Consider the following 15,813-nt stretch of genomic DNA (forward strand, 5'->3'; position numbering starts at 1 on the left):
AAACTGACGCCAGCTCTAATCCCAGCTTCCTAATATCCCCTGAAGTCAGGCTTGGCCGTCCAGAACCCGTGAAAACCGGCGAACCGCCTCGGCCGGACCGGCCGGATGGTTCCAGACACCGGCGCTGACGGCCAGGAAATCGGCGCCCGCCGCGACCAAGGGCGCCGCGTTGTCGATGGTGATCCCGCCGATGGCCACGGACGGGACTTCCATGACCTCCTGCCAGATCGTCAGGATCTCGGGCTCTGGCCGATGCTCGGTCTGTTTGGTGTCGGTCGGATAGAAGGCGCCGAAGGCGACGTAGTCGGCCCCGGCTTCCGCAGCCTCCATGCCCAGATGACGGCTGTCGTGACAGGTTGCGCCGATCATGGCGGTCTTGCCCATGATCCGCCGGGCCGAGGCCACCGACGCATCCGTCTGTCCGACATGCACGCCGTCGCATCCCAGGGCTGAGGCCAAATCGGGCCTATCGTTTAGGATCACGGCCACGCCACGCCCTTGCGCGATCGGCGCCAGTCGCCTCACCGCCGCCGTGATGGTTGCATCGTCGGCGGGCTTGAGGCGTATCTGAAGTGCGGCGACCGGCCCTGCGTCCAGCGCGCCCTCCAACTGGGCGGCAAACGCGTCCAGATCGTCGATGACCGGAGGCGTGATCAGATAGAGTTGGCAGGTGGCATCGGACATGGGCGGGAGGTGCGACGCCCCGACGCTGACGTCAACCTTGCGAACGCGTTGCAATCGCCCAGATCCCTGCTATAGCGAACCAATCGCATCTAGCGTTTCGGGGCGGCCAAGCTTTGTACGTGTGTAACTGTAACGGTCTGAGGAAGCGCGACGTCGCGTTCGCGATCGAAGCCGGCGCGACGCGCCCGCGCGAGGTTTTCCAGCGCAATCAATGCGAAGCGCAGTGCGCGAAATGCGTCTGCGAAATGCGCCGGATGATCTCCGACAGCCGCGAAAACTTCGCACTCGCAGCCGAGTAGGACTGCGCGGCTGCGGGCCAAAATCATTCGCAATATCAATGTCGTGATAAGCGCTCGCAAATGATCGCGAGCGGTGTTCTTGTGCTATGCCTTGGTTCAACAGACCCCGCCGGGTCTTCGGCATAAGCAAACAGGACACCATGGCCATGAAGGGCGACCCCGCGATCATCCGCACGCTGAACGCAGTGCTCACCAACGAGCTGACGGCGGTGAATCAATACTTCCTGCATGCCCGCATGTTCGAGAGCTGGGGCCTTAGCCACCTCGGCAACGTGATCTACGAAGAATCGATCGGCGAGATGAAGCACGCCGACATGCTGATCAAACGCATTCTCTTCCTGGATGGTCTTCCGAACCTGCAGGATCTGCACAAGCTTAAGGTCGGCGAGGATCCGATCGAATGCCTGGGCGCCGACCTGCAGTTGGAACTCGACAGCCGCGCCACCACTTCGGCGGCCGTGACCCAGTGCGAGGAGGCGCGCGACTATGTCAGCCGCGACCTGCTGATGCGCATCCTCGCCGACACCGAGGAGCACATCGACTTCCTCGAGAACCAGCACAGCCTGATCAACCTGATGGGCGCACAGAACTATCTGCAGTCGGCGATGAAAGAGATCGTCACCGACAAGGCCGCCACCGGTAATTGATATCTACAGCACCTCGCGGCGGCTCAGATGGGCCGTCGCGAGGGCGAGGACCAGCAGTCCAAGGCCACAGCCCAGCCCCAGCGCCGTATTCACGCGCCAGGCCTCGGTCGCCAGCATGTTGACCGGCATCTGCCAGGGGAAGAATACCCCCTGCTTCGCCGAGGTCGCCACGACCGAGAAGAAGGTCCCGCCGATCCCGACCACCAGGGCCGGTACGAAGCTGGCGAACCTCAGGGCGATCCACAGCTGGATGGCGATCATGAGGATGGCGGACAGGAAGACCTTGCCCATCGTGGCGGCGTACCGCGCCAGCTCGAACGGCTCTGCCGGCGTCAACTCCGGCTTGATCGCCGTCGCCAGCATCACCGCAGCCCAGGTCATGGCGAGGGTCAACACACTCATGATCGCGACGACGGCCAACACCATCACGGCCTTGGCCGCATAGAGCCGCCAGCGCGGCAGAGGCAGGCTGCGCAGATGGTCCCACGACCTGGGGCCGTGCTCCATGTGGGCGACGAGCGCCGTGAGGGCGGTCACGCTCATCGGCAGCATAAAATAGGCCCAGATGCCGATGGCGCTCAGCATCCACATCTCCCAGGGCTGAGGCTTATCCCCGCGCAGCACCATGAAGAAGGCGAAGACGGCGATCAGCGACGGGGCGGCGATGGCCAGTACGGCAGCCAGCGACCGGTTCAGCTTGCGGAGTTCGACGGACAGGACGGCGAGCATCAGACGGTCTCCGAGATGCGGGTTTGAGCGGTGCCGTCCGAGACGGAGCGATAGATGCCTTCCAGCGAGCGGGCGCGGGGCGCGATGGCGAAGACCTCGACCCCGGCCTCGACCAGGGCGCGGTTGAGGCCCGCCGTCGCCGCGTCGGGGTCGTCACCCGGCCTGAGGCGCGCGGCCCATCCTTCGGCATCCTGGACCAAGGTCAGGTCGCGGCTGCGCAGCACCTCGACGGCCCTGCCCTCGTCGCCGACGCGCAGGCCAATTTCGGGCGCCAGTTCGGCCTTCAGTCGCGCCAGCTCGCCTTCGAGCACCAGCCGTCCTTCGTTGACGATGCCGATATGGGTTGCGGTCTGCTCGATCTCGCCCAGAAGGTGGCTCGACAAAAGCACCGTCGCTCCCGTGCGTTCGGGCAGGCTCTTCAGGAAGCGACGCATGTCGGCGATGCCGTCGGGGTCCAGCCCGTTGGTCGGTTCGTCCAGGATCAGCACAGGCGGCGCGCCCAGCATGGCCCGCGCAAGGCCCAGCCGCTGACGCATGCCCAGCGAATAGTCCGAGACCCGGCGAGACCCATTCCCAGTCATGTCGACGACCTCCAGCACCCGGTCGATCTCCGTCGTCGGGAGGCCCAGCAGCACCCGCGTCAGGTCCAGGTTCTCCCGCCCCGTCAGATTGCCGTAGAAGCCGTGCGCCTCCAGCAGGGCTCCGACCTTTCGCGCTGCGCCGATCCGGTCGCGGGCCACATCGACGCCGCAGATTCGCGCCTTACCGGCCGTCGGCTTCAGCAGGCCCAGCAGCATCTTCAGGGTCGTGGTCTTGCCCGCCCCGTTCCGCCCGAGGAAGCCGTAAACCGCCCGTTCGGGCACCATCATCGACACGGCGTCCACGGCCAGATGCCGTCCGAACCGCCGCGTCAGGCCTTCGGTCTCGATCGCCGCCGTCATCCGCTAGCCCCTCGGTTCGTTTAAGTCAGATATAAAGTTGCGAAGGTCGCGCCTTTAAGTCAAGATTAAAGATGAGACAGGAAATCAGCGACGCCATGACCACCCAGGACCTCACCCGTTTCCGCCACATGTGCGGCCAGTTCCGCTGGTTGGCGGTGTTCATGGTGGTCAGCGTCGGGGCGATTCTGGCCCTGAGCTATCTGGTCGCACCGCTGGCGCTGGGATTGCGCGGGACACTGCCAAACTACGGCATGAGTCTCCTCACCGGTCTGATCATGGCGTCGCCGTCGATCTGCTACCTGTTCGGCGTCTGGTCGATCGGCCGCGTGCTCGGCCAGATCGCCAAAGGCCGTTTGATCCAGCCCGCCCTCGCCGACGGCCTTCGCCGCGTCGGCCTGGCCCTGGGTGTCGGCGGACTTCTGGCGGTCTTCGCAGTCAGCAACCTGATGCGCCTGATCGGCGAGACCCGGGGCGGCTATCTGAACTTCGACGTCGCCTCCATGACCCTCGGCATGATCGGCGGAGCCCTGTTCCTGCTCGGCCGCGTCGTCGATCAGGCCGATCGCATCCAGGCCGAGCTGGATGAAATGATCTGATGCCCGTCCGCGTCACCCTGGACCGGCTGATCGTCGCGCGCGGCATCAAGGCGCGCGACCTGGCCGCCGAGGTCGGCCTCAGCGAGACCCAGTTGTCCCTGTTCCGCTCCGGCAAGGTGAAAGGCATCCGTTTCTCGACCCTTGCCCGGATCTGCGCCGCCCTGAACTGCCGGCCCGGCGACCTGCTCGACTACGATCACGACCCGGCCGACCTCGCCGCGCCCGACGACGAGACCTGAGCCGGAACCCCTCTGCTCCCTGACCATTTCGCTGGGGCTTGGAGACGCCCCAATGACCGATATCGACGACACCATCGACGACGTGCGCGAAGCCGCCGCCGAATTCCTCAACGCCGGCGAGCGCAGCGCGGGCCACGTCGCGCTTGGCGTGGCGGTGACCATAGGCTTCGCTCTTCTCGCCAGCGGCCTGGCCACCGGCGCCATCAAACCGCCCCGTCGCACGGCCTCCCAGGTGAGAGACGGCGCAGCCCCCGTGGCGGAGCGCCCGCGCGGCGCCTTCAGCCTGGTGCTGCCGGCCGTCTTCTCGGCCACGACCCTGTCAGCAGTGCGCGTCTGGAACGCCCCGTCGAACAGGACGCGCACCAGCGCCATGATCCTGTGGGCCGGCGCCCAGGCGATCAACGCGGCCTGGATCGCGCTCCGTCCCGCCAGCCGGGGTATGCAGATCGCCGCAGCCATGACCTCTGCCGGCCTCGCCGCTGCCTTCGCCCACGAGGCGCGCAAGCTCGACACAACCGCCGGCAAGATGGCCTCCCCCGTCGGCGGGGGCGTCAGGATGGCCAACTTCATCGACCGCAAGGCGAGTGAACAGCCCACCGTGCATTAAGCGCTCGGCCGCGCCCGTGCCCTGGACCTCACATCGCCCTCAGCTTGCCCTGGCTCGCCGCTTCCTCTAGGGATCGCGCCCGATTTCGCGCGCCGTACCGGCTGCGCCCCAACCTCTGTGATTCCCATGGCGAAAATCAACGGCAACACCATCAAGCCGGGCATGGTCCTGCAACACAACAACGGCCTGTGGGTCGTGACCAAGGCCAGCCACGTCAAGCCCGGCAAGGGCGGCGCCTTCGCCAACGTCGAGGCCAAGAACCTCGAAACCGGCAACAAGCTGAACGAACGCTTCCGCTCGGAAGACAAGGTCGAGCGCGTCACGCTCGAGCAGAAGGACTTCTCCTACCTATATGAACAGGGCGACGCCCTAGTCTTCATGGACGACGCCACCTACGAGCAGATCGAACTGCAGAAGACCTGGGTCGGTGAGGATTCGATCCCCTATCTGCAGGACGGCATGAAGGTCATCATCGAGATGCACGAGGACCGTCCCATCGGTCTGTCGCTGCCCGACCAGGTCACCGTCACCGTCGCCGAAACCGAGCCGACGGTTAAGGGCCAGACCGCCTCCTCGTCCTACAAGCCCGCCATCGCCGACAACGGCGTGCGCATCATGATCCCGCCCTACATGTCGGCAGGTGAACGCATCATCGTCGACACTTCGACCGGCGAATACGTCCGCCGCGCTGAATAGGGCGAAGGCAATAGGCAGTAGGCAGTAGGCAGTAGAAGGTTCGATCGAGCCGCCTGTCTGGCCTCTTCCCTATTGCCTACTGCCTATTGCCTACTGCCTAGGAATCCCATGGCCCTGTCCTCCGCCCTCGTTTCCGTCATGATCGACGCGGTCCGCAAGACCGCCCGCCCGATGCTGCGCGACTTCGGTGAAGTCGCCCACCTGCAGGTCTCGCGCAAAGGTCCCGGCGACTTCGTGACCGCCGCCGACGTCAAGGCCGAGGACACCCTTTACGAACTACTGATGAAGGCCCGTCCCGGCTACGGTTTCCTGGGCGAGGAACGCGGCATGATCGAGGGGACCGACAAGTCCCACACCTGGATCGTCGATCCGATCGACGGCACGACCAACTTCATGCACGCCATGCCCCACTTCGCCATCACCGTGGGCCTGCAGCGCTATGCGCCGGACGGCTCCTCCGAGATCGTCGCGGGCGTCACCTACAACCCGATCGCCAACGAACTGTTCTGGGCCGAGAAGGGCAAGGGCTGCTACCTGAACGACACGCGGATCCGCGTAGCCGGCCGCCGCGACCTGTCCGAAAGCCTGATCTCGACCGGCCTGCCCTTCATCGGCAAATCGGGCCACGCCCAGTCGATCAAGGACATCCACGCCATCGGCCAGCGCACGGCCGGCATCCGCCGCCTGGGCGCCGCGTCGCTGGACTTCGCCTGGGTCGCCTGCGGTCGCTACGACGCCTTCTTCGAGCGAAACCTGAAGCCCTGGGACGTCGCGGCGGGCATCCTGTTCGTCACCGAGGCCGGCGGCCTTGTCACCACGATCGAGGCCGACGGCGACCCCAAGACCGGCGTCACCGTCCTGGCCGCCAACCCCGAGCTGCACCCGCAGCTGCGCAAGGTGCTGCAGGCGGCGTAAGGGCTTCACAGGGGCGTCACGCCCCACCCCTAGCAGTGAGGCATGATCCGCATCATCCTCGCCGCCCTGCTCCTCGCCAGCCCGGTCTTCGCTCAATACATGCCTCACCCGCTCGTCATCGCCCATCGCGGCGCCTCAGGCGAGCGGCCGGAACACACGCGCGCGGCCTATGAGCTGGCCATAGAACAGGGTGCCGACTTCATCGAGCCAGATCTGGTCATGTCGAAAGACGGCCATCTGATCGTTCGCCACGAAAACGAAATCGGCGGCACGACGAACGTCGCAGACCACCCCGAGTTCGCGGACCGACGCGCGACGAAGACCATCGACGGCGTTTCGACCACCGGCTGGTTCACCGAGGACTTCACCCTGGCCGAACTGCGCAGCCTGAAGGCACGCGAACGGCTCGCCGCCCTGCGTCCCGGCAACACCGCCTGGGACGAAGAGACGATCCTGACCTTCCAGGAGGTCATCGACATCGCCCGCGACGCCACCGCCCGCACCGGCCGCGTCATCGGGGTCGCGCCGGAGCTGAAGCACCCGACCTACTTCGAGCAAGCGGGTCTGCCGATGATCGCGCCCTTCGTCGAAGTCCTGCGCGCCAACGACCTGGCCGCCGCCGACAGCCCCATCGTCGTTCAGTGTTTCGAGGTCGGCCCTCTCCGCGCGCTGAACGGCCTGATCGACAGCCCCCTGGCCCAGCTGATGTCACCCTCCGGCGGCCCGGCCGATCAGACCAACACCCTTTACGCCTCCATGGTCACGCCCGAGGGCCTGGCTGAGCTAGCCACCTACGCCGACTGGGCCGCCGTCGAGACCGCCATGGTCATTCCGCGCACGCCCGCCGGAAAAGCCGGAACGCCGACCGCCCTTGTCGCCGATGCCCATGCAGCCGGTCTGAAGGTCGTCGTCTGGACCTTCCGCGCCGAAGACATCTTCGTCCCCGTCGACTATCGCGGCGACCTGCCCGGCTGGATCCGGCGCTTCTATGATCTGGACGTCGACGCCGTGTTCAGCGACTTCCCCGGCGTGGCGGTCACAGCGCGCCGCTAGCGCCCCGCGATCAACTGAACGCGGATCGTCTCGCCGGTCACGGCCTTCGCTGTCCACGACGCGCCGATACCGCCACGCACGATCGGGGTGCAGAACGAGCCCGGCAGGGGCAGCGGCCGGCGCTGACTGAAGCAGACCTGTCCGTCTCGGACCCGCCAGACCCCGCTGCTGAGCCCGCCTCGTCGGCCCCTCCCCTCGAACCGCCCACCCGGTTGCAGCCACATCCGCGCCGTCCGCCCGTCTGGATAGGTCGACAGCAGGGTGTTTCCGAACGCTGACTCAAGGTCGGCGACGCCCGGCTGGGCCTGAGCCGGCTGGGCCTGAGACAGGGCGGCGGCGAAAATCAGGGTACTGAGCATTCCAACAGAATGCCTCGCGGCCCAAACGGATCAACCCTCGCGGAACTGCAGCTCCGCGAGGCGCGCATAGAGGCCGCCCTTGGCGACCAATTCGTGGTGGGTGCCCTCCTCGACCGCGACGCCGTCCTCCATGACCACGATCCTGTCGGCACGCAGCACGGTGGCCAGCCGGTGGGCGATGACGAGCGTCGTGCGTCCCTCCATCGCCTGATCCAGCGCCGCCTGCACCAGACGCTCGTTCTCGGCATCCAGCGCCGAGGTCGCCTCATCGAGCAACAGGATCGGCGCGTCGCGCACCAGGGCGCGCGCGATGGCCAGCCGCTGCCGTTGTCCGCCCGACAGGCTCTTGCCGCGCTCGCCCAGCGGCGTCGCGAATCCTTCCGGCAGGGCCTCGATGAAGGCCAGGGCCTGCGCCTCCTCCGCCGCGCGGCGGACGTCTTCCTCAGAGGCGTCCTCGCGACCGAACCGGATGTTTTCCAACGCCGAACCCGAGAACAGCGGCGCCTCCTGGGACACCCAGGCGAAGCGATCGCGCACCTCGACCGGATCGGCGGCGCGCACATCCACGCCGTCGACGCTGACAGCCCCCTCCTGAGGGTCGTAGAAACGCAGCAACAGGCGGAAGACTGTCGACTTGCCCGCCCCCGACGGACCCACCAGCGCGACCGTCTCGCCCGGCCGCACGGTCAGGTCGAAACCCTTCAACGCCGGCAGGTCGGGCCGGCCCGGATAGGCGAACCGCACCCCCGCCATGGCGACGCGACCCTCGGCCGGGCTCGGCAAGGCCGTGACCGATGCGGGCGCTGCGATGGACGGCAGGGCCTTCATCAGTTCGTCGATCCGTTCCATGGCGCCCGAAGCCTTCTGGACGTCGCCCCAGCTCTCACCGAGCGCGCCGACGGCCCCGGCCGTGAACACCGACAGCAGCACGAACTGCAACAGGGCTCCCGGCGTCATCGCGCCCCGCACCACGTCCTGCGCGCCGAGCCACAGCACCAGGGTCACCCCGCCGAAGATCACCACGATGACCACGGCCGTCATCCAGGCCCGCGCCCGCATCCGCACGATGGAGACGCCGAACGCCTCCTCCACCACCGCGCCGAACCGTTCGACCGCGCTGCCGACCCGTCCGAAAGCCTGCACCGTCTCGATGGCGTCCACGCTCTCGCCGGCGAAGCCGACCGCGTTGGCGAACCGGTCCTGGGACCGCACCGTCAGCTTCCTGACCGACCGCCCGAACAGGAAGATCGGGGCGATCAGCACCGGCGCGGTCAGCAGCACCAGCGCCGTCAACTTGGGACTGACGATGAACAACAGGATCACCCCGCCGATCAGGGTCAGGAAGTTCCTCAGCGCGAACGAGACGGAGGTGGTCAGCAGGGTCTCCACCAGGGCGATGTCCGTCGTCAGCCGGCTTAGCACCTCGCCGGTCCGCATCCTGGCGAAGAAGGACGGGTCCAGCGTCAGGATACGATCGAACAGCGACTTGCGCAGATCCGCGATCATCCGCTCGCCGGTCTTGGTGACGTAAAAATAGCGGACCGCCGTGGCGACCCCCAGAATCACCGCGTTCAGCCCGAGGAACAGGAACCAGCGATTGATGTCGGCGCCGCCGTTCTCAAATCCGTGGTCGATCGCGCCCCGCGCCGTCGCCGTCAGGGCCAGGGAGGCCGCCGTCGAGCCCAGTAGCCAGAACCCCGCGATGAGGGCGTTCAGCCGGTGCTGCATCAGATAGGGCCACAGCCGCAGCAGGGGCCGGACGTCCTTGCGCTTCTCGCGCCGCTCGCCCGCGTCGCCCATCTGTTCGGCGAGGATCGCGCCGGCGCCGGGACGACCGGCAGCCTCCGCTGTCGATGAGGCGTCATAGGTGGGCGGAGAGGCTGTCATGCGGGGCTCTTGCCCCGGAACGGCCTGCGGTGTAAACGCCGCCGCTCACTCCCGCCGGAGCTTCCGGCGGGATTCTCATTTTCGCGCACAGACGGTCGGCATCGTCACCGCGCACAGAGACCGGAACACGACCATGAAGGCCGATACCCACCCCGACTACCACTTCATCACCGTCACCCTGACGAATGGCGACACGTACCAGACGCGTTCGACCTACGGCAAAGAGGGCGACACGCTGAACCTGGACATCGACCCTTCGACGCACCCGGCCTGGACCGGCGGCAACCAGCAGATGCTGGACCGCGGCGGTCGCGTTTCGCGCTTCAACAACAAGTTCGGCGGCTTCATCAAGAAGTAAGCGGCCCAACCGCCACAGGCGGTGCGACAAAGTCGTCACGAAGAGCGCCGGTCCCTCGACCGGCGCTTTTTGTTTGTCCGGAACACCGATAACATGGGCTCGTTCGATACCCGGGCGTGGACACGGGGTTCCACCAGGTGTCGGACCAAGGCAAGACGACCATGAATCGACGCGAACTCACTCTCGGCGCCGCCGTTTCGGCCTTCGCCGGCTCGGCTGTGGCTCAGACCTATCCGTCACAGACCACCGTCGCCGCGCCACCCAGCCAATACCACGCCGCCTTCATGGCCCAGCTTTCCCGCCTCCCTGCGGCCCTTCAGCCCGACGTGCGCGCCTTCTACGAGCTGAACGGCTGGCGTCCGGTCTGGAACGCCGCACGCTTGCGCGCCCTGACACAGGCCTCGGCCCGGGCCGAGCGTCACGGCCTTCCGGCCTCCGACTTCTTCGACTTCATGGGCCTGGCCGCCGATCCCGATACGGCGGACATGCGAACCACCGCCGCCGCTCTCGCCTACGGCCGCGTCCTCGCCGAGGGCCGCGTCCGCCCCGAGACGGTCGAAGAACTGTGGGAAATGGACAAGAACCGGGTCGATCTTCCGGTCGGCCTGAACGACGCCCTGGTCCAGAACAAGATCGTCGAATGGTTCGAGGGCCTGGCCCCGACCGATATCGGCTACAACAACCTGTCCGCCGGCTATATCCGCTACCGTCGCATCGCCTCTCAAGGCGGCTGGCCGCGCTTCGTCGTTCGCGCCGGCACGATCGAGCCGGGGACCAGCGACAATCGCGTGCCTGCCATGATCGCGCGCCTCGTGGCCGAAGGCGACATGTCCGCCGCCGACGGCGCCCGCCTGACGGCAGAGGGTCTCGTCTATGGGCCGGAGCTTCAGGCCGCCATGCGCGGCTTCCAGGCCCGTCACGGTCTGGCCGCCGACGGTCGCATCGGTGCCAGCACCCAGGCCTCGCTCGGAGCCTCTGCCGACGACCGCGCCCGTCAGATTGCCCTGAACCTGGAACGCCGCCGCTGGCTGAAACGCGACCTCAATCCCGAGCGGATCGAGGTCAACACCGCCGCCGCCATCATGGTTTACTGGAAGGACGGCCGTCCGGTTCACTCGAACCGCGTCGTCGTCGGCTCTCCCGCCAACGAGACGCCCAGCCTGGAGAAGCCCTTCGCCTCGGTCGTGGCCAATCCGCCGTGGTACGTGCCGGCCGGCATCGCGCGCCGCGAGATCCTGCCGCGCGGCCCCGGCTATCTGGCCAGCCAGAACATGTACATTTCGAACGGCACGGTCATCCAGCGCGCCGGCCCGACGGCCGCGCTGGGTTATGTGAAGTTCGAGTTGCGGGACAGCTACGCCATCTTCCTGCACGACACACCGTCCAAGGCCGCCTTCAATCTGTCGATGCGCCAGCGTTCGCACGGCTGCGTCCGCGTCCAGGGCGCGGTGGAGTTCGCCCGCATCCTGCTGACGCCTGATCCGGTCCTGCTGGGCCAGTTCGACGACGCCCAGGCCAGCCGCGAGACCAAGCGCATCCAGACGGGCCGCGAGATCACCGTGCGCCTGCTCTACTGGACCGCCTTCGTCGACGGCCAGGGCCGCGTCGCCTTCCGCGAGGACGTCTATCGCCGCGACAGCCGCCTGGCCGAGGCCCTGGGCATCGCCGTGGACCTTCCCGCAGTCGTCGCCGACGGCCGCACCGACGCCAACGACGTCGGGCCTTAAAATTCCTTCCCTTCTCCCCTTGCGGGAGAAGGAAAACCTAAACCCGGAACGCCGCTTCCAGCATCCCCAACTGGCTCAGCACCGGATTCGCGTCCGGTTCGGGGGCCGCATCCAGGTACATCCGCCTGTCCAGATACAGCACACGGTCGTGCAGCTTCTCGGCGCGCACCAGGTACTCGACCAGGGCGATCGGCATCTCGGGATGGCTGGGTTCGCCCTCGATCTTGCGTTCGTTGAGGCGATAGCGCGGTTCGCAAGCGGCCTCCGGCGTCATGTCGCCTTCGCGCACCGCGCGCTGGACCAGCAGCCACGACGCCACCTGCATCAGTCGCGTCGTCAGCTTCATGCTTTCGGCCGCATAGGCCAGGGCGGCCGAACGCGACAGCAGCTTGGAGTCCCGGCGACCGTCGCCGTCCAGATAGGCGGCGGTCTCCTCGACCAGATCCATGCCTTCCTGGAAGGTCCGCTCGAACAGTTCGGAGCGCGCGAAATCCCGGATCTCTCCGGCGCGTGCCCCCTTACCCGGCGCTGCATTCTCGTCGGCCATCAACTCAACCATGGTCATCGGGGTACGATAGGCTCACTCCAACGGCCCGAAAAGCGACCGCGCCTCTTTCGGCTGCAATCGGCATGCCACGGAAAGCGATCTCACGGAACCGCATCAGCGCCCGAAGTTGAACAGGGCGTCGGCGGCGGACTTCTTGGCCGCCTTGCCGGAGATGGCGGCCTTGGACCGCGCGATCTCGGCTTCCAGCGCCGCAATGCGCTCGCCGAGCTCATCGACCGAATACAGGTCCAGATCCTCACGACCCAGGCCCGCGATGGCTGCTCCGCGCTGCGGGCGGGGCTCAAGATCCTCGAACGTCATCGTCGCCTCCTTGGCCAGAACCCCGAAGAGCCCCATTTACGCGCCTGGACACGGACGAATGCAAGGTTTGCCGACAATGCGGGTGATCGAGATCGAAGGCGGCTCCGGCCCGGCGGACGCCCTGAGGCTGGCCGACCGACCGGATCCCCAGGCTGGGCCGGGCGAAATCCGCATTCGCGTCCGGGCCGCCGGCGTCAACCGACCCGACCTGTTGCAGCGGAACGGCGGCTATCCCCCTCCCCCTGGCGCATCCGATATCCTGGGTCTGGAGATCGCGGGAGAGGTGGATCAGGCCGGCGAAGGCGTCACGCGCTGGAGCGCTGGCGACCGTGTCTGCGCCCTTCTGGGGGGCGGCGGCTACGCCGAGTTCGCCGTCGTCGACGCCCGCCACGCCCTGCCCATCCCTGAAGGCCTCGACCTTGTCCAGGCCGCCGTCCTGCCCGAGACGGTCTTCACCGTCTTCGCCAACGTCTTCGAGGCCGGCGGTCTGAAGTCCGGCGAGACCCTGCTGGTCCACGGCGCCACCTCCGGCATCGGCGTCACCGCCATCCAGATGGCCAAGGCCGCCGGCGCCCGCGTCATCGCCACCTCACGCGGCGCGGCCAAGGCGGAGGCCGCCCTCGCCCTGGGGGCCGACATCAGCCTGGACGCCTCTGCCGGAGACCTCGGCGAGGCCATCAAGGCGGCCGGCGGCGCCGACGTCATCCTCGACATGGTCGGGGCCGCCTATGCCGATCTGAACCAGACCGCGCTGAAGCCCGGCGGCCGCTGGGTCGTGATCGCCACCCTCACCGGCGCCCTGGCCGAGGTGGATCTGCTGAAGCTGATGATGAAACAGGCGACCCTGACCGGATCGACCCTGCGCCGTCGCCCGGCCGACGAAAAGGCGCGTCTGGCCGCCGCCGTCGAGGCGACCGTCTGGCCATGGGTGGCCTCCGGTGCGGTCCGTCCCTCGGTCGAGGCCACCTTCCCCCTGGCCGAAACGAAACTCGCCCACCTCCGGCTGGAGGCGGGCGAGCATGTCGGCAAGATCGTGCTGACGGTGGACTAAGCGCCGAGCCTAGGCCCGGCGAGATCCTACCAGCCGCCGCCGCGACGGGCCGGACGCATCGACGAGATCCGGTCGTTGATATTGGTGTTGTTGAGGTTCCGGGTGCTGGAATAGATCACCTGGCACTCGCCTCGGAAGTAGGCGTCGGTGCAGAACTCCCAAGGGCCGCCGTTGATTTCGATCGAGCTGATCTGATCGTTGAGCCCTGAGCGGCCCAGGTTGGGGACCTCGTTGCGGAACGCTTCCGACTGGCCGCGGTAGTTGCTGTCGGAATAGACGGTGACGCCGTTGCGGCCGTTGTTGTTGCCCCAGCCGCCGCCGTTGTTGCCGCCGTTGTTGCCACCGCCCCAACCACCGCCGTTGTTGCCTCCGTTGTTACCGCCACCCCAGCCGCCGCCATTGTTGCCGCCGTTATTGCCGCCGCCGTTGTTCTCGAACTGGCCGCGAACATTGTGGCAGACGAGCAGGCCGTTATCGTTGCCGATATCGCTCGACGAGCACGGACCCAGTTCGATCGAGGTCGAACGGGTGCGACCCCGCGTGTCGCGGCAGTCGGCATAGAGCCGGCCCTGGTTCACATAGGCCCCGCTGCAGCTGTCGACATAACTGCCACGCGGCGCGCCACGCTGCTGCGCCTCCGCCGGCTGCGGCGTCGCGGTGAACCCGGCTGCGGCCAGAACGGCTGCGGCGGCGAAGAAAGAAAGCGTCTTCATGGTCAATCCTCCAAATACCCTGGTCGCTGAACGCGCCCGAAGCCCCAGTGTTCAACACCCAGCATGAACCGGACCTGTATGGCGACGCTTGCCTTGGTTTAACCTGGCGCCCGCAGCCGCATCGGTCCCGAGATCGTGAGTATGCCAGACCGTACAGCCTACGGCCACGCTTGGGTTTCGCCGGTAATCATGACGTTTTCTTTTGCGTCGAAACGGCCTATACCGACAACATCAGCGCCCGGCCGAAAGGTCGGGCGCCGTCGTATCCAGAGCCCGAGACCGCCGGGCCCCTCATTATCCGGGACTACGCCCATGACCGACATCCTCATGCCAAAGGCCACTGCGGTCTGGCTGGTGGACAACACCTCCCTGACGTTCGAACAGATCGCCGACTTCTGCGGTCTGCACCCGCTGGAAGTGCGCGGCATCGCCGACGGCGACGTCGCCCGCGACATTCGTGGCGTCGATCCGATCACGGGCGGCCAGCTTGACCGCGCCGAACTCGACAAGGCCCAGGACAACGCCGACTACCGCATGAAGGCGATCGTCAGCCGTCACGCGGAACTGATGAAGTCCAACAAGCCGGCGCCGAAATACACGCCGGTCTCGCGCCGTCAGGACCGCCCGGACGCCATCATGTGGTTCGTCAAGAACCACCCTGAGGTCACCGACGCCCAGATCGCCAAGCTTCTCGGCACCACCAAATCGACCATCGACAGCGTGCGCAACCGCACCCACTGGAACAGCCCCCAGATCAAGCCGGTCGACCCGGTGACCCTGGGTCTCGTCGGTCAGCTGGTTCTGGACGAACTGGTCTCCAAGGCCGCCGAAAAGAAGAACCGCGACGACGCGAAAAAGGGCGGCGCCGCCCTCCAGCCCATCGAGGCCGAACCCGCCGAGCCGGAGTTCGTCCCCGAAGAACGCGAACGCCGCACTGCGGAGCCGACCGCCGCCTCGGTGTTCGGCACGGGCGACTGATTACTGACCCTCTCCCCCTGCGGGAGAGGGAGATCACGCACGGCGGCGAAGCCGTCGTTCTTGCGTGATCGGGTGAGGGGTCGCACCAGCCTTAACGGTGAGGTCAGCGAAACCCCTCACCCTTTCGGCCAAGGCGCATCGCTGCGCTCTGCGAGCCTCAAGCCCTCTCCCGCAAGGGGAGAGGGACCGCACAGAAAAACGGCCCCGGGATCGCTCCCGGGGCCGTTCGTTCGTTTCGGAGACCCGGGCTATCCGGCCCTGGCCTCCAGACTGGTGATTTCCTCCTTGAGCCGGAGCTTCCTTCGCTTCAGCTCCCTGACCTGCAGCGGATCCGTAGCCGGTCGCCCCACCTCCTGCCGGATGGTCTCATCCAGCTGACGGTGACGATTTCCCAGTTCGCGGATACGAGCTTCGATGGTCATGGCTTGCGCCTCCATGTCTAAGGGACCACACAGTGAGCGCCTGG

21 protein-coding genes are annotated in these 15,813 nt (G+C 66.9%); 12 read left to right on the forward strand and 9 right to left on the reverse strand.

The genetic code is table 11. The features are described 5' to 3' along the window. Positions 1-45 precede the first annotated feature (45 nt). A complete protein-coding gene (gene thiE / locus ACW171_RS04635; protein WP_492095928.1) occupies positions 46-684 on the reverse strand; it encodes a thiamine phosphate synthase in 639 nt (212 codons plus the stop codon). A gap of 113 nt (positions 685-797) precedes the next feature. On the opposite strand from thiE, the gene ACW171_RS04640 reads away from it, so the two are divergent. Both ACW171_RS04640 and bfr read left to right on the forward strand, forming a co-directional pair. Then, complete coding sequence (locus tag ACW171_RS04640; protein WP_492095929.1) at positions 798-983, forward strand: (2Fe-2S)-binding protein; 186 nt, start codon at positions 798-800, stop codon at positions 981-983. Between the two features lie 146 nt (positions 984-1,129). After that, positions 1,130-1,630, forward strand: a complete 501-nt coding sequence (gene bfr, locus ACW171_RS04645; RefSeq protein WP_492096586.1) for a bacterioferritin — start codon at positions 1,130-1,132, stop codon at positions 1,628-1,630. 3 nt (positions 1,631-1,633) lie between these two features. Here the strand turns inward: bfr and ACW171_RS04650 are convergent, their stop codons facing one another. Beyond that, entirely contained in the window at positions 1,634-2,359 is a 726-nt protein-coding gene (locus tag ACW171_RS04650) for an ABC transporter permease (protein WP_492095930.1), read from the reverse strand. After that, positions 2,359-3,300: an ABC transporter ATP-binding protein gene (locus tag ACW171_RS04655; RefSeq protein WP_492095931.1), complete on the reverse strand. Its 942-nt coding sequence runs from the start codon at positions 3,298-3,300 to the stop codon at positions 2,359-2,361. The genes ACW171_RS04650 and ACW171_RS04655 overlap by 1 nt, the downstream gene beginning before the upstream one ends. A gap of 71 nt (positions 3,301-3,371) precedes the next feature. On the opposite strand from ACW171_RS04655, the gene ACW171_RS04660 reads away from it, so the two are divergent. The 6 genes from ACW171_RS04660 to ACW171_RS04685 all read left to right on the forward strand — a co-directional run bounded on the left by ACW171_RS04660 (position 3,372) and on the right by ACW171_RS04685 (position 7,406). Next, a complete protein-coding gene (locus ACW171_RS04660) occupies positions 3,372-3,896 on the forward strand; it encodes a DUF2975 domain-containing protein (protein ID WP_492095932.1) in 525 nt (174 codons plus the stop codon). Then, complete coding sequence (locus ACW171_RS04665) at positions 3,896-4,135, forward strand: helix-turn-helix domain-containing protein (RefSeq protein ID WP_492095933.1); 240 nt, start codon at positions 3,896-3,898, stop codon at positions 4,133-4,135. The genes ACW171_RS04660 and ACW171_RS04665 overlap by 1 nt, the downstream gene beginning before the upstream one ends. A gap of 52 nt (positions 4,136-4,187) precedes the next feature. Further along, entirely contained in the window at positions 4,188-4,742 is a 555-nt protein-coding gene (locus ACW171_RS04670; RefSeq protein WP_492095934.1) for a tryptophan-rich sensory protein, read from the forward strand. Positions 4,743-4,868: 126 nt separating this feature from the next. Further along, positions 4,869-5,438, forward strand: coding sequence for an elongation factor P (gene efp / locus ACW171_RS04675; protein WP_492095935.1), 570 nt, complete (start codon positions 4,869-4,871; stop codon positions 5,436-5,438). 108 nt (positions 5,439-5,546) lie between these two features. Further along, complete coding sequence (locus ACW171_RS04680) at positions 5,547-6,353, forward strand: inositol monophosphatase family protein (protein WP_492095936.1); 807 nt, start codon at positions 5,547-5,549, stop codon at positions 6,351-6,353. Positions 6,354-6,395: 42 nt separating this feature from the next. Beyond that, positions 6,396-7,406: a glycerophosphodiester phosphodiesterase gene (locus ACW171_RS04685; RefSeq protein ID WP_492095937.1), complete on the forward strand. Its 1,011-nt coding sequence runs from the start codon at positions 6,396-6,398 to the stop codon at positions 7,404-7,406. On the opposite strand, the gene ACW171_RS04690 is transcribed toward ACW171_RS04685, so the two are convergent. After that, entirely contained in the window at positions 7,403-7,765 is a 363-nt protein-coding gene (locus ACW171_RS04690) for a hypothetical protein (RefSeq protein ID WP_492095938.1), read from the reverse strand. The two genes, ACW171_RS04685 and ACW171_RS04690, sit on opposite strands and share 4 nt — an antisense overlap. A 30-nt stretch (positions 7,766-7,795) precedes the next feature. Further along, positions 7,796-9,652 carry an ABC transporter transmembrane domain-containing protein gene (locus ACW171_RS04695; RefSeq protein WP_492095939.1) on the reverse strand — a complete coding sequence of 619 codons (1,857 nt, stop codon included), beginning with the start codon at positions 9,650-9,652 and terminating at the stop codon, positions 7,796-7,798. Positions 9,653-9,785: 133 nt separating this feature from the next. On the opposite strand from ACW171_RS04695, the gene rpmE reads away from it, so the two are divergent. Together rpmE and ACW171_RS04705 are read left to right on the forward strand one after the other, a co-directional pair. After that, on the forward strand, positions 9,786-10,010 hold the full coding sequence (rpmE, locus tag ACW171_RS04700) for a 50S ribosomal protein L31 (RefSeq protein WP_298161530.1): 225 nt from the start codon (positions 9,786-9,788) through the stop codon (positions 10,008-10,010). A 161-nt stretch (positions 10,011-10,171) separates the two neighbouring features. After that, on the forward strand, positions 10,172-11,737 hold the full coding sequence (locus ACW171_RS04705) for a L,D-transpeptidase family protein (RefSeq protein ID WP_492095940.1): 1,566 nt from the start codon (positions 10,172-10,174) through the stop codon (positions 11,735-11,737). 37 nt (positions 11,738-11,774) lie between these two features. On the opposite strand, the gene rcdA is transcribed toward ACW171_RS04705, so the two are convergent. Both rcdA and ACW171_RS04715 read right to left on the reverse strand, forming a co-directional pair. Next, positions 11,775-12,284 (reverse strand): protease adaptor protein RcdA, encoded by a 510-nt coding sequence (gene rcdA / locus ACW171_RS04710; RefSeq protein ID WP_492095941.1) that lies wholly within the window; start codon positions 12,282-12,284, stop codon positions 11,775-11,777. Positions 12,285-12,398: 114 nt separating this feature from the next. Next, a complete protein-coding gene (locus ACW171_RS04715) occupies positions 12,399-12,641 on the reverse strand; it encodes a DUF1192 domain-containing protein (protein WP_492095942.1) in 243 nt (80 codons plus the stop codon). A gap of 40 nt (positions 12,642-12,681) precedes the next feature. Between ACW171_RS04715 and ACW171_RS04720 the strand changes: the two genes are divergently transcribed. Next, complete coding sequence (locus tag ACW171_RS04720) at positions 12,682-13,656, forward strand: NAD(P)H-quinone oxidoreductase (protein ID WP_492096587.1); 975 nt, start codon at positions 12,682-12,684, stop codon at positions 13,654-13,656. A gap of 26 nt (positions 13,657-13,682) precedes the next feature. Here the strand turns inward: ACW171_RS04720 and ACW171_RS04725 are convergent, their stop codons facing one another. Beyond that, positions 13,683-14,369 (reverse strand): beta/gamma crystallin-related protein, encoded by a 687-nt coding sequence (locus ACW171_RS04725; RefSeq protein ID WP_492095943.1) that lies wholly within the window; start codon positions 14,367-14,369, stop codon positions 13,683-13,685. Positions 14,370-14,681: 312 nt separating this feature from the next. On the opposite strand from ACW171_RS04725, the gene ACW171_RS04730 reads away from it, so the two are divergent. After that, on the forward strand, positions 14,682-15,347 hold the full coding sequence (locus ACW171_RS04730; protein ID WP_492095944.1) for a DUF1013 domain-containing protein: 666 nt from the start codon (positions 14,682-14,684) through the stop codon (positions 15,345-15,347). Positions 15,348-15,595: 248 nt separating this feature from the next. Here the strand turns inward: ACW171_RS04730 and ACW171_RS04735 are convergent, their stop codons facing one another. Then, positions 15,596-15,769, reverse strand: a complete 174-nt coding sequence (locus ACW171_RS04735) for a YdcH family protein (RefSeq protein WP_492095945.1) — start codon at positions 15,767-15,769, stop codon at positions 15,596-15,598. Between the last annotated feature and the right edge of the window lie 44 nt (positions 15,770-15,813).

The organism is Brevundimonas sp. FV1ye28 (assembly GCF_058681135.1).

Coding starts and splice junctions, on each gene's coding strand:
- thiE (WP_492095928.1), bottom strand. CDS start 684: ATGTCCGATGCCACCTGCCAACTCTATCTGATCACGCCTCCGGTCATC.
- bfr (WP_492096586.1), top strand. CDS start 1,130: ATGAAGGGCGACCCCGCGATCATCCGCACGCTGAACGCAGTGCTCACC.
- ACW171_RS04650 (WP_492095930.1), bottom strand. CDS start 2,359: ATGCTCGCCGTCCTGTCCGTCGAACTCCGCAAGCTGAACCGGTCGCTG.
- ACW171_RS04655 (WP_492095931.1), bottom strand. CDS start 3,300: ATGACGGCGGCGATCGAGACCGAAGGCCTGACGCGGCGGTTCGGACGG.
- ACW171_RS04660 (WP_492095932.1), top strand. CDS start 3,372: ATGAGACAGGAAATCAGCGACGCCATGACCACCCAGGACCTCACCCGT.
- ACW171_RS04665 (WP_492095933.1), top strand. CDS start 3,896: ATGCCCGTCCGCGTCACCCTGGACCGGCTGATCGTCGCGCGCGGCATC.
- ACW171_RS04670 (WP_492095934.1), top strand. CDS start 4,188: ATGACCGATATCGACGACACCATCGACGACGTGCGCGAAGCCGCCGCC.
- efp (WP_492095935.1), top strand. CDS start 4,869: ATGGCGAAAATCAACGGCAACACCATCAAGCCGGGCATGGTCCTGCAA.
- ACW171_RS04680 (WP_492095936.1), top strand. CDS start 5,547: ATGGCCCTGTCCTCCGCCCTCGTTTCCGTCATGATCGACGCGGTCCGC.
- ACW171_RS04685 (WP_492095937.1), top strand. CDS start 6,396: ATGATCCGCATCATCCTCGCCGCCCTGCTCCTCGCCAGCCCGGTCTTC.
- ACW171_RS04690 (WP_492095938.1), bottom strand. CDS start 7,765: ATGCTCAGTACCCTGATTTTCGCCGCCGCCCTGTCTCAGGCCCAGCCG.
- ACW171_RS04695 (WP_492095939.1), bottom strand. CDS start 9,652: ATGACAGCCTCTCCGCCCACCTATGACGCCTCATCGACAGCGGAGGCT.
- rpmE (WP_298161530.1), top strand. CDS start 9,786: ATGAAGGCCGATACCCACCCCGACTACCACTTCATCACCGTCACCCTG.
- ACW171_RS04705 (WP_492095940.1), top strand. CDS start 10,172: ATGAATCGACGCGAACTCACTCTCGGCGCCGCCGTTTCGGCCTTCGCC.
- rcdA (WP_492095941.1), bottom strand. CDS start 12,284: ATGGCCGACGAGAATGCAGCGCCGGGTAAGGGGGCACGCGCCGGAGAG.
- ACW171_RS04715 (WP_492095942.1), bottom strand. CDS start 12,641: ATGGGGCTCTTCGGGGTTCTGGCCAAGGAGGCGACGATGACGTTCGAG.
- ACW171_RS04720 (WP_492096587.1), top strand. CDS start 12,682: ATGCGGGTGATCGAGATCGAAGGCGGCTCCGGCCCGGCGGACGCCCTG.
- ACW171_RS04725 (WP_492095943.1), bottom strand. CDS start 14,369: ATGAAGACGCTTTCTTTCTTCGCCGCCGCAGCCGTTCTGGCCGCAGCC.
- ACW171_RS04730 (WP_492095944.1), top strand. CDS start 14,682: ATGACCGACATCCTCATGCCAAAGGCCACTGCGGTCTGGCTGGTGGAC.
- ACW171_RS04735 (WP_492095945.1), bottom strand. CDS start 15,769: ATGACCATCGAAGCTCGTATCCGCGAACTGGGAAATCGTCACCGTCAG.